The organism is Corallococcus sp. AB045 (genome assembly GCF_003668895.1).
GTDB lineage: Bacteria > Myxococcota > Myxococcia > Myxococcales > Myxococcaceae > Corallococcus > Corallococcus coralloides.
Genome location: NZ_RAWN01000231.1, coordinates 1 through 13846 on the forward strand (window position 1 = coordinate 1; position 13846 = coordinate 13846).

Sequence of the window (13846 nt, forward strand, 5' to 3'; positions counted from 1 at the left end):
GGCCTGGGTCCGGTGGGCGTCGCGCTGGGCTAGCGCCGCGCCGATGAAGCCGGAGAACAGGGGGTGGGGGGCGAAGGGCTTGCTCTTGAACTCGGGGTGGAACTGGCAGCCCACGAAGTACGGGTGGTCCGCGAGCTCAATCATCTCCACCAGGTTCAGCTCCGGGTTGTGACCGGAGATGACGAGCCCGGCCTCCTGGAGCCGGCCGCGGTAGGAGTTGTTGACCTCGTAGCGGTGGCGGTGGCGCTCCTGGATGGACTCCTGGCCGTAGAGCTTGTGCGCGACGCTGCCGGGCTTGAGCGCGCACGCGTAGCTGCCCAGGCGCATGGTGCCGCCCTTGTCCTGCACCTTCACCTGGCTCTCCATGAGCGTCACCACGGGGTGCGCGGTGTGCTCGTCGAACTCCAGGCTGTTGGCGCCCTTCAAGCCCAGCACGGTGCGGCTGAACTCCACCACGGCCATCTGGAGGCCCAGGCAGATGCCGAAGAAGGGGAGCTTGTTCTCACGCGCGTAGCGGACCGCGGCGATCTTCCCTTCGGTGCCGCGCACGCCGAAGCCGCCGGGCACGAGCACCGCGTCCACGCCCGCGAGCGTCTTGTCCGGGCCTTGCGCCTCCACGTCCTGGCTGTCCACGAAGCGCAGCTTCACGCGCACGTCGTTGGCGATGCCGCCGTGGAGCAGGGACTCGTTGAGGCTCTTGTAGCTCTCCGTGAGGTTCACGTACTTGCCCACGATGGCGACGGTGACCTCACCGCGCGCGGGCTCGTAGATCTTCCGGACGATGGTCTCCCACTTCTCCAGGTGGGGCGCGCGGCTCCAGATGTTGAGCACCTCCGCCAGCCGCTCATCCAGGCCCTGGCGGTGCAGCTCCAGGGGCAGCTCGTAGATGCTGCGCACGTCCGGGGACGTGAACACGTTGCCGTTGTCCACGTTGCAGAACATGGCGATCTTGTCCTTCAGCTCGCGCGAAATCTCCCGGTCGGTGCGGCACAGGAGGAAGTCCGGCTGGATGCCGATCTCGCGCAGCTTCATCACCGAGTGCTGCGTGGGCTTGGTCTTCACCTCACCCGCGGCGCCGATGTACGGCAGCAGCGTCAGGTGGATGTAGACGGCGTTCTGGCTGCCCACGTCGTAGCGCATCTGGCGGATGGCCTCGAGGAAGGGCAGGGACTCGATGTCGCCCACCGTTCCGCCGACCTCCACGATGACGACGTCCACGTCCTGGGCGGCCTGGCGGATGCTGGCCTTGATCTCATCCGTGATGTGCGGAATCACCTGGACCGTCTTGCCCAGGTACTCGCCCCGGCGCTCCTTGGTGATGACCGCGTTGTAGATGCGGCCGGAGGTGAAGTTGTTGAGGCGGCTCATCCGGGCGTGGGTGAACCGCTCGTAGTGGCCCAGGTCCATGTCGGTCTCGCCACCGTCCTCGGTGACGAAGACCTCGCCGTGCTGGAAGGGGCTCATCGTGCCCGGATCCACGTTGATGTAGGGATCCAGCTTGATGAGGGTGATGTCCAGCCCGCGGTTCTCGAGGAGGGCGCCAATGGATGCGGAGGCCAGTCCCTTCCCCAGCGAGCTGACCACGCCGCCCGTCACGAAGATGAACTTGGTTTTCTTGGAGCGCATGTCCCTTCCTGCCAAGAGGGCCAGGGTGCGTCAAATATTCTCTGACGCACGGACGGCCGGCTGGCCTCAACCCGCGAGGTCAGCCCTTCACTGCGCGTCCCAACCGCCTGGCCGGGCCACGGCGAACTGCTGGGCGGTGGGCTGGCCGACGCGGAAGTGGCGCAGGTCGCACCCCCGGCAACTCCAGCCGTCCCAGCCTTTCTTCACGACCTGGTGCAGGCAGGCGTCGTAGTTGGGACAAAAAAGGTTGCGCTGGTCATCGACCGTCTCCTCGTCACGGAGGGCGGAGGGCAGCGGGATGGGACACGGCGTGATGGACACGGAAGTTCTCCGGCAGGCGACCCCGACGGTCGTGGATGGCACTTCCCCCCGGCGGCCACGAACCGGTGGGTGGACAGGACATTCCCGGTAGGGAGGGGGGACGAAAAAAGTCGCCCCCGCCGGCAAAGGCGGGGGCGACTCGTTACCGCAGGCGTCACTTCCGCCGGGGACAACCCGCGTTAGCAGGCCACCGCGACGGAGGTGGACGCCTTGATCTTGCTGTCGTTCAAGGCATCACCTCCTTTCTTGCGGCAGCAGAGATAATGCGCGCCCCGATTTCTCGCCATGAAGAGCGCGAGGTGGGCGGGGGTCGTCCGGGGAACGAGCGTTCAGGCTGCGACGACCTGGCGCTCCACGAGCCGGCGGTACAAGCCGTCCTGCGTCATGAGGGTGGAGTGGGTGCCGCTCTGCACCACGCGGCCGTGCTCCATCACCAGCACGCGCTGGGCGTTGGCCACGGTGGACAGGCGGTGGGCGATGATGAGCGTGGTGCGGCCCTGCATCAGCCGGTCCAGGGCGTCCTTCACCAGGTGCTCGCTCTCTGAATCCAGGGCGGACGTGGCTTCGTCCAGGATGAGGATGCGCGGGTCCTTGAGCACGGCCCGCGCGATGGCCACGCGCTGCTTCTGGCCGCCGGACAGCTGCACGCCGCGCTCGCCCACCTCCGTGCGGTAGCCGTCCGGGAAGCGCTGGATGAAGTCGTGCGCGTTCGCGGCCTTCGCGGCGGCTTCAACTTGCGCGTCGGTGGCGTCCGGGCGGCCGTAGCGGATGTTGTCCGCGATGGAGCAGGAGAAGAGCAGGGGCTCCTGGGCGACCATGCCCACGTGGCTCCGCAGCCAGCTGGGGTCCAGGGACTTCAGGGGGCGGCCGTCCAGGCGCAGCTCGCCCTGGAGCGGATCATAGAAGCGCGACAGGAGGGCGGCGAGGGTGGACTTGCCGGCGCCGGAGGAGCCCACCACGGCGACGACCTCGCCGGCGTTGACGGTGAGGTCGATGCCCTGGAGCACCGGCACGTCCGGGCGCGTGGGGTAGGCGAAGTGCACGTCGCGCAGCTCCACGCGGCCCTCGACGGTGTCGGGGCGCTCGCCTTCGTTGGCGGGGATGGCGGGCGCGCGGTCCATCAGTTCGAAGACGCGCTCGGCGGCGCCAGAGGCGCGCATGAAGTCCGCCCAGAGGTCCGCCAGGGAGCCCAGGGAGACGGCCACGAGCATCGTGTAGATGAGGAACGAGGTGAGGGCACCCACGGAGAGCTCGCCGTCCACCACCAGCCGGCCGCCGTACCAGAACACCACCACCGCGGCGATGTAGCCCGCGCTGGAGGCGCCACCCATGAAGGCGGCGGACTGACGCGCGCGGTTGCGGGCGACCTCGTAGGCGTTGCGAACGGCGTTGCCGTAGCGCGCCACCTCCGACGGTTCCGCCGCGAAGGAGCGCACGGTGCGCATGCCGGACAGGCTCTCCTCGGCGACCTCGCTGGCCTTGGCGAGCGCGTCCTGCACGTTGCGCGACAGCCCGCGCACGCGCCGGCCGTAGACCATGCCGCCCACGGCGACGAGCGGCACGATGGCGAGCATGAGGAAGGTGAGCGAGGGCGAGGTGTAGAAGAGCAGCACGATGCCGCCCAGGGCCTGCACGGCGTTGCGCAGCCCCTGGGAGATGTTCGCGCTCACGGTGTTCTGGAGCACGGTGGTGTCGGAGGCGAGCCGGCTGGTGAGCTCTCCGGTGCGGCGCGTGTCGAAGAAGGCCACCTCCTGGTCCATGAGGCGCCGGAAGAAGTCATGGCGCAGGCGCATGACCACGCGCTCGCCGGCGTTGGTGAAGAGGTAGAAGCGCACGGCGGTGGCCACGCCCTGGACCAGGAAGACGGCCAGCATGACGAGCGCGGCCTTGTCGATGAGGCCGCGGTTCTTCGCGTTGAGGGCCTCGTCGATGAGGATGCGGACGCCCTGGGGGTAGACCAGGCTGGCGCCGCTGCTGATGAACAGGAAGAGGGTGGCGACGAGCAGCGTGCCCAGTTCGGGGCGGGCGAGCGCCAGCAGGCGGCGCCCGGTGACCCCGGAGGAGAGGTGCGGTGTCGGAGCGGTGACGGAGGGAGGCACCGGCGGAGCCTACCGGACTGTCGGGGGACGTGCAGCCCGGACGGTGTCCGCAGGGCCGGGATGCAGGCGGGAGGCCTGGGTGGTATTCCAAGGCACGTTCCACGCGAGGAGGGGCCAATGGAGAAGCGCGTCTTTGGCAACACCGGAGTGGCGGTGCCCGTCATTGGACAGGGCACCTGGCAGATGGAGGACGACGACGCGGAAGCAGCCGTCCGAGCCCTGCGCGCCGGGCTGGACCTGGGGCTCACGCACCTGGACACCGCGGAGCTCTACGGGCAGGGGCGGGTGGAGGAGACGCTGGTGGCGAAGGCCATCGAGGGCCGGCGCGAGGAGGTGTACCTCGTCTCCAAGGTGATGCCGTCCAACGCGACGCGCAGGGGCGCGGTGGCCGCCTGCGAGCGCAGCCTGAAGCGGCTCCGTACGGACCACCTGGACTGCTACCTGCTGCACTGGCCCGGTTCGCACCCGCTGGAGGGCACGGTGGAGGCCTTCGAGGAACTCGTCGCGGCCGGGAAGATCCGCTCCTGGGGTGTGAGCAACTTCGGGGTGGAGGACCTGGAGGAGGTGCTGGCGCTCGCGGGCAAGGGGCGCATCGCGTGCAACCAGGTGCTGTACCACCTGGAGGAGCGCGCCATCGAGCACGCGGTCATCCCGTGGTGCGAGGCGCAGGGCGTGGCGGTGGTGGCCTACAGCCCCTTCGGCAACGGGCAGTTCCCGTCCCCCTCCAGCGCGGGCGGCAAGGTGCTGGCGTCCATCGCGAAGGCGCACGGCGTGACGCCCTTCCAGGTGGCGCTCCAGTTCCTGGTGCGCCGGCCGTCGGTGTTCGCCATCCCCAAGGCGAGCAACGCGGCGCACGTGCGAGACAACGCGAGCGCGGCCTCGCTGAAGCTCACGAAGGAGGAGCTCCAGCGCATCGACGCGGCGTTCCCGAAGGGCGACGAGCCGGACGAGCTGCCGGTCATCTGAGCGCGTGAGCGCGGGTGTGTATCAACCGCGCTCGCGCATCACGGCCTCCACGCGGGCCACGTCCTCCGGCACGTCCACCGCCACGGTGCGCCAGGACACGCTGGCGCAGCGGATGCGCAGGCCGTTCTCCAGGGCGCGCAGCTGCTCCAGCTTCTCCGTCTCCTCCAGCGGGGTGGGGCTGAAGGAGGCGAGCTGGAGCAGCGTGTCCCGCCGGTAGCCATAGAGGCCCAGGTGGGCCCAGCGGCGCACGGGTGTGCCTGGGTCGCGGGCGTGCGGCACCGCGGAGCGGCTGAAGTAGAGCGCGTCGCCGTTGAGGGCGAGCACGGCCTTCACCACGTTGGAGTTGTCCACCTCCTCCGTTTCCAGGGGGCGCACCAGGGTGGCCATGTTCACGGCTTCGTCCTGGAAGAGCTCCGCGAGCACCTTGAGGGCGGCGGGGTCCACGAGCGGCTCATCTCCCTGCACGTTCACCCACACCTCCACGTCCGGACGGGCGCGGGCCACCTCCGCGATGCGGTCCGTGCCGGTGGGGCAGGCGGGGCTGGTCATCACCGCCTTGCCGCCGAAGCCCTCCACGACGTCGCGGATCCGCGTGTCGTCGGTGGCCACCCACACCTCGTCGAAGGCGCGGGCTTCCTGACAGCGGCGCCAGACGTGTTCGATCATCGGACGGCCGGCGATGAGGGCGAGCGGCTTGCCAGGGAAGCGGGTGCTGGCATGGCGGGCGGGGATGACGGCCACGGTGCGGGAGGCGGGCATGGGGCGGCATCTATCAGATTCAGGACGTCTCGCCGCGCTTGGGGAGGGGCTGACTGGCGCCCACCACTGGCCAGAACTGGCGCCATGCCTAGCTTCCGGGGCGACATGAAGAAGGTCATCCACATCGTTGGCGCGCGTCCCAATTTCATGAAGGTGGCACCCATTCACCGGGCCATCTCCGCGCGTACGTCCCTGCGGCAGCTCGTCATCCACACCGGCCAGCACTACGACGCGAAGATGAGTGATGTCTTCTTCGCGGACCTGGGCCTACCTCCGCCTGAAATCCACCTGGGCATCGGCTCCGGCAGTCATGCCGAGCAGACGGCGAAGATGATGGTGGAGATGGAGAAGGTCTTCCTCCAGGAGAAGCCGGACCTGGTCTCCGTGGTGGGCGACGTGAACAGCACCATCGCCGCGGCGCTCGTCACGTCCAAGCTGGCGATTCCGCTCTCCCACGTGGAGGCGGGCCTGCGCAGCTTCGAGCGGCACCAGCCGGAGGAGATCAACCGCGTCGTCACGGACCGGCTCTCCGACCTGCTGCTCACGCCGTCGCGCGACGCGGACGCGAACCTCTTGAAGGAGGGCATCGACCCGAAGCACATCCACCTGGTGGGCAACGTGATGATCGACTCGCTCCTGTCGTCCAAGGAGAAGGCCGACCAGCTGCCCACGCTGAAGAACCTGGGCCTGACGCCCAAGGGCTACGTGGTGGCGACGCTGCACCGGCCGTCCAACGTGGACAACCCGAAGCTGCTGGCGGGCCTCTTGGGCGTGCTGATGGACGTGGCGAAGCAGCTGCCCGTCGTGTTCCCGGTGCACCCTCGCACGCGCAAGATGATTTCCGAGCAGGGGCTGGCTTCCAAGCTGGAGCAGACGCCGGGGCTCAAGCTGGTGGACCCCATGGGCTACCTGGAGTTCCTGTCCATCACGTCGCAGGCGAAGCTGGTGATGACGGACTCCGGCGGTCTGCAAGAGGAGACCACCGCGCTGAACGTGCCGTGCCTCACCATGCGCGAGCAGACCGAGCGCCCCATCACCGTGGAGGTGGGCTCCAACGAGGTGGTGGGCACCGACCCCGCGCGCATCCGCGAGGCCGCGAACCGCGTGCTGTCCGGCGACTTCAAGAAGGGCCGTGTGCCGGAGCTGTGGGACGGCCGCACGGGCGAGCGCATCGCGGACCTGTACGCGCGCTTCCTGGGCGTGGAGACGAAGCGCGCCTTCGGGTGAGCTGACGCGTCCGTGAAGCAATCAGGCCGCCGGGTGCTCGCGTCTTCGTGCGCGGGGGCCGGGCGGCCTTCGTGTTTCAAAGCGTGGTAGAGCGTCGGGTCCGCCATGCGTGAAGACTCCGAGAGCGCTCCGGCCGTGCCCGACGGCTACGTCGACATCCCGTTCGTCGTGGAGCCGAACTACGCGGGGTGGCGGTTGGACCGGTACCTCTGCGAGAAGATCCGCCGCATGGACCTGGAGCGCGTGCGGGGCATCATCCTGCGCGGCGTCCTGTGCGACGAGTACCGGCTCAAGCCCTCCACGCCCGTGTACCCGGGGCTCACCTTCCGCATCCGCCGCCCCGCGAGCCAGGAGCCCGTGACGCCCACGGAGCTGCCTGTCGTCTTCTCCGATGACTGGCTGCTGGTGTTGGACAAGCCGGCGGGGCTGCCCATCCACCCCACCGCGCGCTACCACAAGGGCACGCTGGTGACGCTCCTGCGCGAGCGCTTCGGTGAGCGCTTCGCGGAGCCCGCGCACCGGCTGGACCGCGAGACGAGCGGGCTGGTGGTGTGCGGCCGCACCACCGAGTCCTGCCGCGTGCTGGGTGGACTGTTCCTGTCGCGCGATGTGCACAAGGAGTACCTGGCGCTGTGCGAGGGCCAGCCTTCCGAGGACACCTTCGTCGTGGATGCGCCCATCGCGGAGGGCACGGACCTGATCCGCATCGCCGTGCGCATCGACCCGGTGGTGGGCAAGCCCAGCCGTACGCGCTTCCAGGTGCTTCAGCGCTTCGTGCACGACGGTGCGCCGTTCGCGCTGCTGCGCTGCTTTCCGGAGACGGGACGGCAGCATCAGATCCGCATCCACCTGCGCGAGGCGGGCTTTCCTCTGGTGGGCGACAAGATGTACGGGCCGGACCCGGGCTACTTCGACCGGTTCAGCAAGCACTCGCTGGAGCCGGAGGCGTGGGCCCGGCTGCGGTTGCCGCGCCATGCGCTTCATGCGGAGCGCATCTCGTTCCCGCACCCGGGCACCGGGGAGACCGTCACCTTTGCGTCACCGCTTCCCGATGACTTGAAGGACTTCATCGCCGGGTGAGTGACGATGGCCTTGGGCCGGCGGTACGCTCATGGAATGCGACCTCTCCGGTATTCCATCAACATCACGTTGGACGGGTGCTGTGATCATCGTGCGAGTCCCGCGAACGAGGACTTGCATCGTCACACGGCCGAGACCCTCGGGCGTGCCGATGCCCTCCTCTTTGGCCGGGTCACTTACGAAATGATGGAGGCAGCGTTCCGGCCGCAGGCAGGGGCGAAAGAGGGGCCTGATTTGATGGACCCCTTCGTCCAGACGATCAACGCGGCGAAGAAGTACGTCGTGTCCAGCACCCTGGACCGGGTCGATTGGAACGCGGAGCTCGTGCGTGGGGATCTGGGGAAGGCTGTTCAACAGCTCAAGAATCAGCCGGGGAAGGGACTGTACGTGGGAGGCGTGAAGCTCCCGCTGGCGTTGGCGGAGCTCGGATTGATCGATGAGTACGAGTTCGTGGTGCATCCCCGGCTGGCGGGCCACGGGCCGACGTTGTTCGCGGGGCTCTCGAAGTATGTCGACTTGAAGCTCGTGGGCCGACAGGAGCTCGCCGCGGGGGCGATGGTCATGCGGTATGAGCCGAGAAGGTAGCGTCAGGCCAGCTCACGCATGAACGACGCGACCACCTCCGCCAGGCGCTCGGGTTGGTCATACGGGAGGCCGTGGCCGGCGTCTTGAATCTCTTCGATTCGCACGCGTGGGTTGAGGCTTCGCAGCTCCGTTGCCATCTCGAACGTGACGACGGGGCCGCGGTCCCCGATGACGAGGAGGATGGGGACGTCCATCGCGCTCACCACGTCGCGATAGTCGGGGTTGGGCGGCGTGAGGACGTCGAAGGCCTCCAGGTGGGTCTTCAGTCTCGCCTCGGCGAGAAGCTCGATGAGCTCGGGCGAGCGGTGCGGCTGCCGGACGATGGCCTGTGCCACGAGCTCGGACCTGCTCAGGCCGAGCGCCTGGCGGTGTTGCTCGGCGACGTCGCTGGCGTGCACCTCGCGTTGGCGCTCGGGGCTCAAGAACGTCGGGTCGACGAGGATGAGGCCGCGGAGGTCCGTCCCTCGACTCGCCACCACGGCGGCGGTCATTCCGCCCATCGAGTGGCCCATCAGCACCGGACGCGAGAGCTCCAGGCCTCGGATGAGGCCCACGACGTCGCTTGCGTGGTCGTCGTACCGGTAGCCGTGGGGCGGCGTGCTCGAATCGCCGTGCCCTCTTGCGTCGGGCATGACGACGTCGAATTCACCTTCGAGCACGCGCGCCACGGGAGTCCAGCAGGCGCCGCTCCCGATCAATCCATGGAGCAGGACGACGGGAGGGTTGGCGCCTCCGGTCCGGAGGTAGTGGAGGTTGATGCCGTTGGTTTCGCAGACTCCACGCATCCAGGTCGTCATGGGGCTCCGGGAACTTCAATCAGCCTGCCTTGCGGAGACTCTTCGCTCCGGGCACCACGCGCAACAGTTGCGCGGGCATCCGGTCCACGACCTGCTCCGTGAAGCGGGCGAAGATGCGGAAGAGCACCGGCAGGAGCACCAGCGTCAGCGCGCACGCGGAGATGGTTCCGGACACGATGACGATGGCCAGGGGCTTCTGCATCTCCGAACCGATGCCGTTGCTCAGGCACGCCGGCACCAGGCCCAGGGCCGCCAGCGCGGCGGTCATCAGCACCGGGCGCAGGCGTTCGCGGCTGCCGTGGATGATGGCGTCGTCCAGCGACTCTCCGGCTTCCCTCCGCTCCGCGATGGCGCTCATCACCAGCACGCCGTTGAGCGCCGCCTGTCCGATGAGCGCGATGAAGCCCACCGCCGCCGCCACGCTCAGCGGCATGCCCGCCCAGTAGAGGCCGAACACACCTCCCATCAGTGCGAAGGGCACGTTGAGCAGCGTCACCACCGCTCGGCCGAAGGAGTTGAACGCCTTGAAGAGCAGCAGCAGCGTGAGCACCAGCGCCACCGGCAGCACGGTGAGGAGCCGGTCCATCGCGCGCTCCTTGCTCTCGAACTCGCCGCCCCATTCGACGCTGATTCCCGCGGGGGGCGCGGCTTCCTTCTCCACCAGCGACTGCGCGTCCTTCACGAAGGAGCCCAGGTCCCGGCCTCGCACGTTCATGCGCACGCCGATGTAACGCCTACCGTTCTCGCGGTTGATGGATGCCCGGCCGAAGCCTGTCTTCACCTTGGCCAGTTCGCTCAGCGGCACCAGCACGCCTCCCTCCACGGGCACGCGCAGGCGGGAGATCTTCTCCACGTCGTCGCGGCTGGACATGGGCAGGCGCATCACCACGTCGAAGCGGCGCTCGCCCTCCCAGAACTCGCTGAGCGGCCGGCCGCCCACGGCAGTCTGGAAGACGTGCTGGAAGTCGCCCAGCGACATGCCGTGGCGGGCCAGCGCCACGCGGTCCGGGGTCACCTGGATGCTGGGCACCTCACCGCTCTTCACGATGCCCAGGTCCGCGACGCCGTCCACCCGCGACAGCGTGCGCTTCACCTTCTGCGAATACTCCTGGAGCACCTGGAGGTCGTCACCGAAGAGCTTCACCGCGAGCTGGCCCTGCTGGCCGCTGATGCTCTCATTCACGTTGTCGCCGATGGGCTGGCTGAAGCTCACCTCCATGCCCGGGACTTCCGACACGGAGCGCTGGAGAACCTCCAGCACGTCGTCCAGTTTCGGTGTGCTCTTGGGCCACTCGGCGGGTGGCTTGAGCTTCACGAAGAACTCCAGGTTGTTGGTGAGCTTCGCGTCGGTGCCGTCCTCCGGGCGGCCCAGCTGGCTGAGCACTCCGTCCACCTGCGGCGCCTGGCGCAGCAGGCCTTCGATTCGCGGCACCAGCTTGCGGCCCTCCGACAGGGAGATGTTCGAGGGCATGGTGAAGGTCAGGTAGAGGCTGCCTTCGTTGATCGCCGGGAGGAACTCGCTGCCCATGCGCGGGACGAGCGCCCCCGCGAAGAGCAGGCCCGCCGTGCACACCGCGACCACGGTGCCCGGATGCTTGAGGCTCCAGGTCAGCACCGGGCCGTAGGCCTTGTCCGCCGCTCGCAGCACCGGTGATTCCTTGTGCTTCACCGGCTTGCGGTAGACGAACGACGCCAGCACCGGGATGAGCGTGACGGAGAAGACGAGCGCACCCAGGAGCGCCGCCACCACCGTGTTCGCCATGGGCGCGAAGATGCGGCCCTCCACCCGCTGCAACATGAAGATGGGCAGGTACGCCGCGATGATGATGAGCAGCGAGAACACCGTGGGGCGCACCACCGCCTTCGTCGCGCGCTGGATGCGTTCGAGCGGGGTTTCTCCCTCGTACTGGTGGCCGGACATTCGCGCCAGGATGCTCTCGATGATGACCACGCCTCCGTCCACGATGACGCCGAAGTCCACCGCGCCCATGGACAGCAGGTTCGCCGACATGCCTCGCATCTTCAGGTAGATGAACGACGCCAGCAGTGAGAGGGGAATCAGGACGCCCACGACGATGGCGGCCCGCAGATCCAAGAGGAAGATGAAGAGGACCAGCGTGACGAGCAGCGCGCCCTCCAGCAGGTTGTGGCCCACCGTGCGCAACGTCGTGTTCACCAGGTCCGTGCGGTCGTAGAACGGATCAATCTGCGCGTCGTCCGCCTGGAGGCGGCCGTTCACCGCGGCCACCGCGTCACGCACGCGGGAGAGCACCACGGAGGGGTTCTCTCCGCGGCGCATCAGCACGATGCCCTGCACCACGTCGCCGTCACCGTCGCGGCTGACCACGCCCTGGCGGGGGGACCAGCCCTCGTTCACGTCCGCCACGTCCTTGAGGAACACGGGCGTGCCTTCGTGCGTGGCCACCCGCACGTCGCGGATGTCTTCCAGCGAGCGGAAGAGGCCCTCGCTGCGGATGACGAACTGTTCGGAGCCTCGCTCCAGCACGCCGCCGCTCGCGTTCTCCGAGCCGTCCTTCAGCGCGTCCTCCACGTCGTCCAGCGTGAGGCCGAACGCCGCGAGCCTCGCGGGATCCGGCTGGATGTGGATCTCCTTGAGGAGGCCTCCGTAGCTGACGACGTCCGCCACGCCGTCCACTCGCAAGAGGCCCGGCCGCACCACCCAGTCCTGGAGGGTGCGCAGCTTCATCGGGTCGCCCTTCGCGCCCTTCAGCGTGTAGCGGTAGATCTCTCCGATGGGCGTCGCCAGCGGGCCCAGGGAGGGCGTGAGGCCCTCCGGCAGCTCCGCGTCGCGCAGGCGCTCCAGCACCTGGGCTCGGGCGAAGAGCACGTCGGTGTTGTCGTTGAAGCTCAGCGTCACGAACGACAGGCCGAACATGGAGAGGTTGCGCAGGCGTGTCAGGCCCGGGATGCCGTTGAGGGCGCGCTCCAGCGGGAGGCCAATCTGGCGCTCCACCTCTTCGGACGGCTGGCCCGGGTAGAGGGTGATGACGTTGACCTGGGTGTCGGTGGGATCCGGGAAGGCTTCCACGGTGAGGTCGCGGAAGCAGAAGTACCCCCAGATGGCGATGAGCAGCGTGAGGAACACCACCGCCGCGCGGTTCTTCAGACTGAAGTCGACGATCTTTTCGAACATGGGCGTCTTTCGTTCCGTCGCGGGGACTTCAGTCCGCCAGTTCGATCTGGTTCTCCAGGAGCAGCGCGCCCCGGGCGACGAACCGGTCTCCAGAGGCGAGGCCTCCACGCAGCTCCACCTCGCCGTCGCGGCGGCGGCCCGGCGTCACGGCGACCCGCTCCAGGCGGTTCGAGTCCCGGGCGACGAAGACCACCGAGCGCGCTCCGTCCGTTACCACCGCGCTGTCAGGCACCCGCACGCGCTTGACGCCCTCGGGCGCCGTAGGCGTCACCTCCACGAAGGCGTTGGGACGGAAGCGGCGGTCGTTGTTGGGGACTCGCACGCGCACCTCCACGGTGCGACGCAGCGGATCCACCACTTCGGAGACGCGGTCCACCTTGCCTGCGCGGACGATGCCGTCTCGCGTGGTGACCGTGACGTCCTGGCCGGGGGACATGTCCAGCGCGTCCGCCTCCTGGAGGTCCGCGACGACCATGACTTGATCCAGGTCGGAGAGGCGTACGAGCGGCTTGTCTCGGTCCGGCGTCACCTCCTGGCTGGCCACCAGGTCCAGGTCCACCACCGTGCCGGAGCGCGGCGCCGTCACCCAGAAGAGGTTCTCGCCTCGGGAGGACACTCGGAGGCTGCCTTGCTTTGCCTTGGCGGCTTCCAGGGAGAGTTCTGCCTGTCGCAGCTCCGTCTGCGCGGCGAGGAACTCCTTCTCCGGGACGGCTCGCAGGGCCACCAGCTCCTTGAGGCGGTCCGCGTTGCGGCGCTTCTCCGTGAGTTCGGCTTCCGCGCCGCGCTGTTCGCGCACGAGCTCCGCGTAGGCGCCGGAGCGCACGCTGAAGAGGTCATCACCCTGCTTCACGCGGTCGCCGGGGCGCACGCGGACTTCTTCCACTCGGCCCGCGAGCGGGGCCCCCACGGATGCGGTGCGTGCCTCGTCGAACTGCACTCGCGCAGGGGAGGGGAGCGGCGTGAGGGCGCTGCCCTCGGTGGCCACGGCGAGCTGCACGTAGTGCCACTGCGGCGCGTCGTCCGGAAGGTGCACCGTCTCACCCTTCACGGTGGGACCGCTGATGGCCGTCTCGCTCTCCGCGACGGAGTCCGTGGGGGCCAGTGCGTAGAGCAGCACTCCGGTGCCCAGCATGCCTGCTCCCGCGAAGGCAATCCAGACCGGGGCTCGGCGGGATGGAGTGGTGCTGGACGTCGGAGCGGCGGCGGTGTCGGGGGTGTTCATGGGGGGGCTT

General features: G+C 68.6%; 11 protein-coding genes. 4 read left to right on the forward strand and 7 right to left on the reverse strand.

From position 1 onward, the window contains the following. The 3 genes from D7Y21_RS35495 to D7Y21_RS35505 form a co-directional block, all read right to left on the reverse strand. The coding region (locus tag D7Y21_RS35495; RefSeq protein ID WP_121718043.1) for a CTP synthase at positions 1-1626 on the reverse strand (1626 nt) is incomplete at its 3' end. An 87-nt stretch (positions 1627-1713) separates the two neighbouring features. Further along, positions 1714-1947: a hypothetical protein gene (locus D7Y21_RS35500; protein WP_120562005.1), complete on the reverse strand. Its 234-nt coding sequence runs from the start codon at positions 1945-1947 to the stop codon at positions 1714-1716. Positions 1948-2276: 329 nt separating this feature from the next. Next, positions 2277-4046, reverse strand: a complete 1770-nt coding sequence (locus D7Y21_RS35505) for an ABC transporter ATP-binding protein (protein WP_120562004.1) — start codon at positions 4044-4046, stop codon at positions 2277-2279. A 117-nt stretch (positions 4047-4163) separates the two neighbouring features. Here D7Y21_RS35505 and D7Y21_RS35510 point away from each other — a divergent pair, with 117 nt between their 5' ends. Beyond that, positions 4164-5012 (forward strand): aldo/keto reductase, encoded by an 849-nt coding sequence (locus tag D7Y21_RS35510; RefSeq protein ID WP_121718044.1) that lies wholly within the window; start codon positions 4164-4166, stop codon positions 5010-5012. A 21-nt stretch (positions 5013-5033) separates the two neighbouring features. Here D7Y21_RS35510 and kdsB read toward each other — a convergent pair whose 3' ends face one another. Beyond that, positions 5034-5771 (reverse strand): 3-deoxy-manno-octulosonate cytidylyltransferase, encoded by a 738-nt coding sequence (kdsB, locus tag D7Y21_RS35515; RefSeq protein ID WP_120562002.1) that lies wholly within the window; start codon positions 5769-5771, stop codon positions 5034-5036. A gap of 105 nt (positions 5772-5876) precedes the next feature. Between kdsB and wecB the strand changes: the two genes are divergently transcribed. The 3 genes from wecB (at position 5877) to D7Y21_RS35530 (ending at position 8663) form a co-directional block, all read left to right on the forward strand. Further along, complete coding sequence (gene wecB, locus D7Y21_RS35520) at positions 5877-6998, forward strand: non-hydrolyzing UDP-N-acetylglucosamine 2-epimerase (RefSeq protein ID WP_121718045.1); 1122 nt, start codon at positions 5877-5879, stop codon at positions 6996-6998. Between the two features lie 105 nt (positions 6999-7103). Next, on the forward strand, positions 7104-8078 hold the full coding sequence (locus D7Y21_RS35525) for an RluA family pseudouridine synthase (protein WP_121718046.1): 975 nt from the start codon (positions 7104-7106) through the stop codon (positions 8076-8078). Between the two features lie 36 nt (positions 8079-8114). Further along, the gene (locus tag D7Y21_RS35530; RefSeq protein ID WP_120562581.1) at positions 8115-8663 is read left to right on the forward strand and encodes a dihydrofolate reductase family protein; all 549 of its coding nucleotides are present in this window, start codon (positions 8115-8117) and stop codon (positions 8661-8663) included. A gap of 2 nt (positions 8664-8665) precedes the next feature. Here the strand turns inward: D7Y21_RS35530 and D7Y21_RS35535 are convergent, their stop codons facing one another. The 3 genes from D7Y21_RS35535 to D7Y21_RS35545 form a co-directional block, all read right to left on the reverse strand. Further along, a complete protein-coding gene (locus D7Y21_RS35535) occupies positions 8666-9448 on the reverse strand; it encodes an alpha/beta fold hydrolase (RefSeq protein ID WP_233612408.1) in 783 nt (260 codons plus the stop codon). Positions 9449-9479: 31 nt separating this feature from the next. Beyond that, positions 9480-12614: an efflux RND transporter permease subunit gene (locus D7Y21_RS35540; protein ID WP_121718048.1), complete on the reverse strand. Its 3135-nt coding sequence runs from the start codon at positions 12612-12614 to the stop codon at positions 9480-9482. A gap of 28 nt (positions 12615-12642) precedes the next feature. Continuing rightward, positions 12643-13846, reverse strand: a 1204-nt coding sequence (locus tag D7Y21_RS35545; protein WP_370039734.1) for an efflux RND transporter periplasmic adaptor subunit, incomplete at its 5' end; no start/stop codon positions are given.

What these genes read in the sequence shown, in the direction of transcription:
- wecB (WP_121718045.1), top strand. Translation starts at nt 5,877, where the DNA reads ATGAAGAAGGTCATCCACATCGTTGGCGCGCGTCCCAATTTCATGAAG.
- D7Y21_RS35535 (WP_233612408.1), bottom strand. Translation starts at nt 9,448, where the DNA reads ATGCGTGGAGTCTGCGAAACCAACGGCATCAACCTCCACTACCTCCGG.
- D7Y21_RS35530 (WP_120562581.1), top strand. Translation starts at nt 8,115, where the DNA reads ATGCGACCTCTCCGGTATTCCATCAACATCACGTTGGACGGGTGCTGT.
- D7Y21_RS35525 (WP_121718046.1), top strand. Translation starts at nt 7,104, where the DNA reads ATGCGTGAAGACTCCGAGAGCGCTCCGGCCGTGCCCGACGGCTACGTC.
- kdsB (WP_120562002.1), bottom strand. Translation starts at nt 5,771, where the DNA reads ATGCCCGCCTCCCGCACCGTGGCCGTCATCCCCGCCCGCCATGCCAGC.
- D7Y21_RS35510 (WP_121718044.1), top strand. Translation starts at nt 4,164, where the DNA reads ATGGAGAAGCGCGTCTTTGGCAACACCGGAGTGGCGGTGCCCGTCATT.
- D7Y21_RS35540 (WP_121718048.1), bottom strand. Translation starts at nt 12,614, where the DNA reads ATGTTCGAAAAGATCGTCGACTTCAGTCTGAAGAACCGCGCGGCGGTG.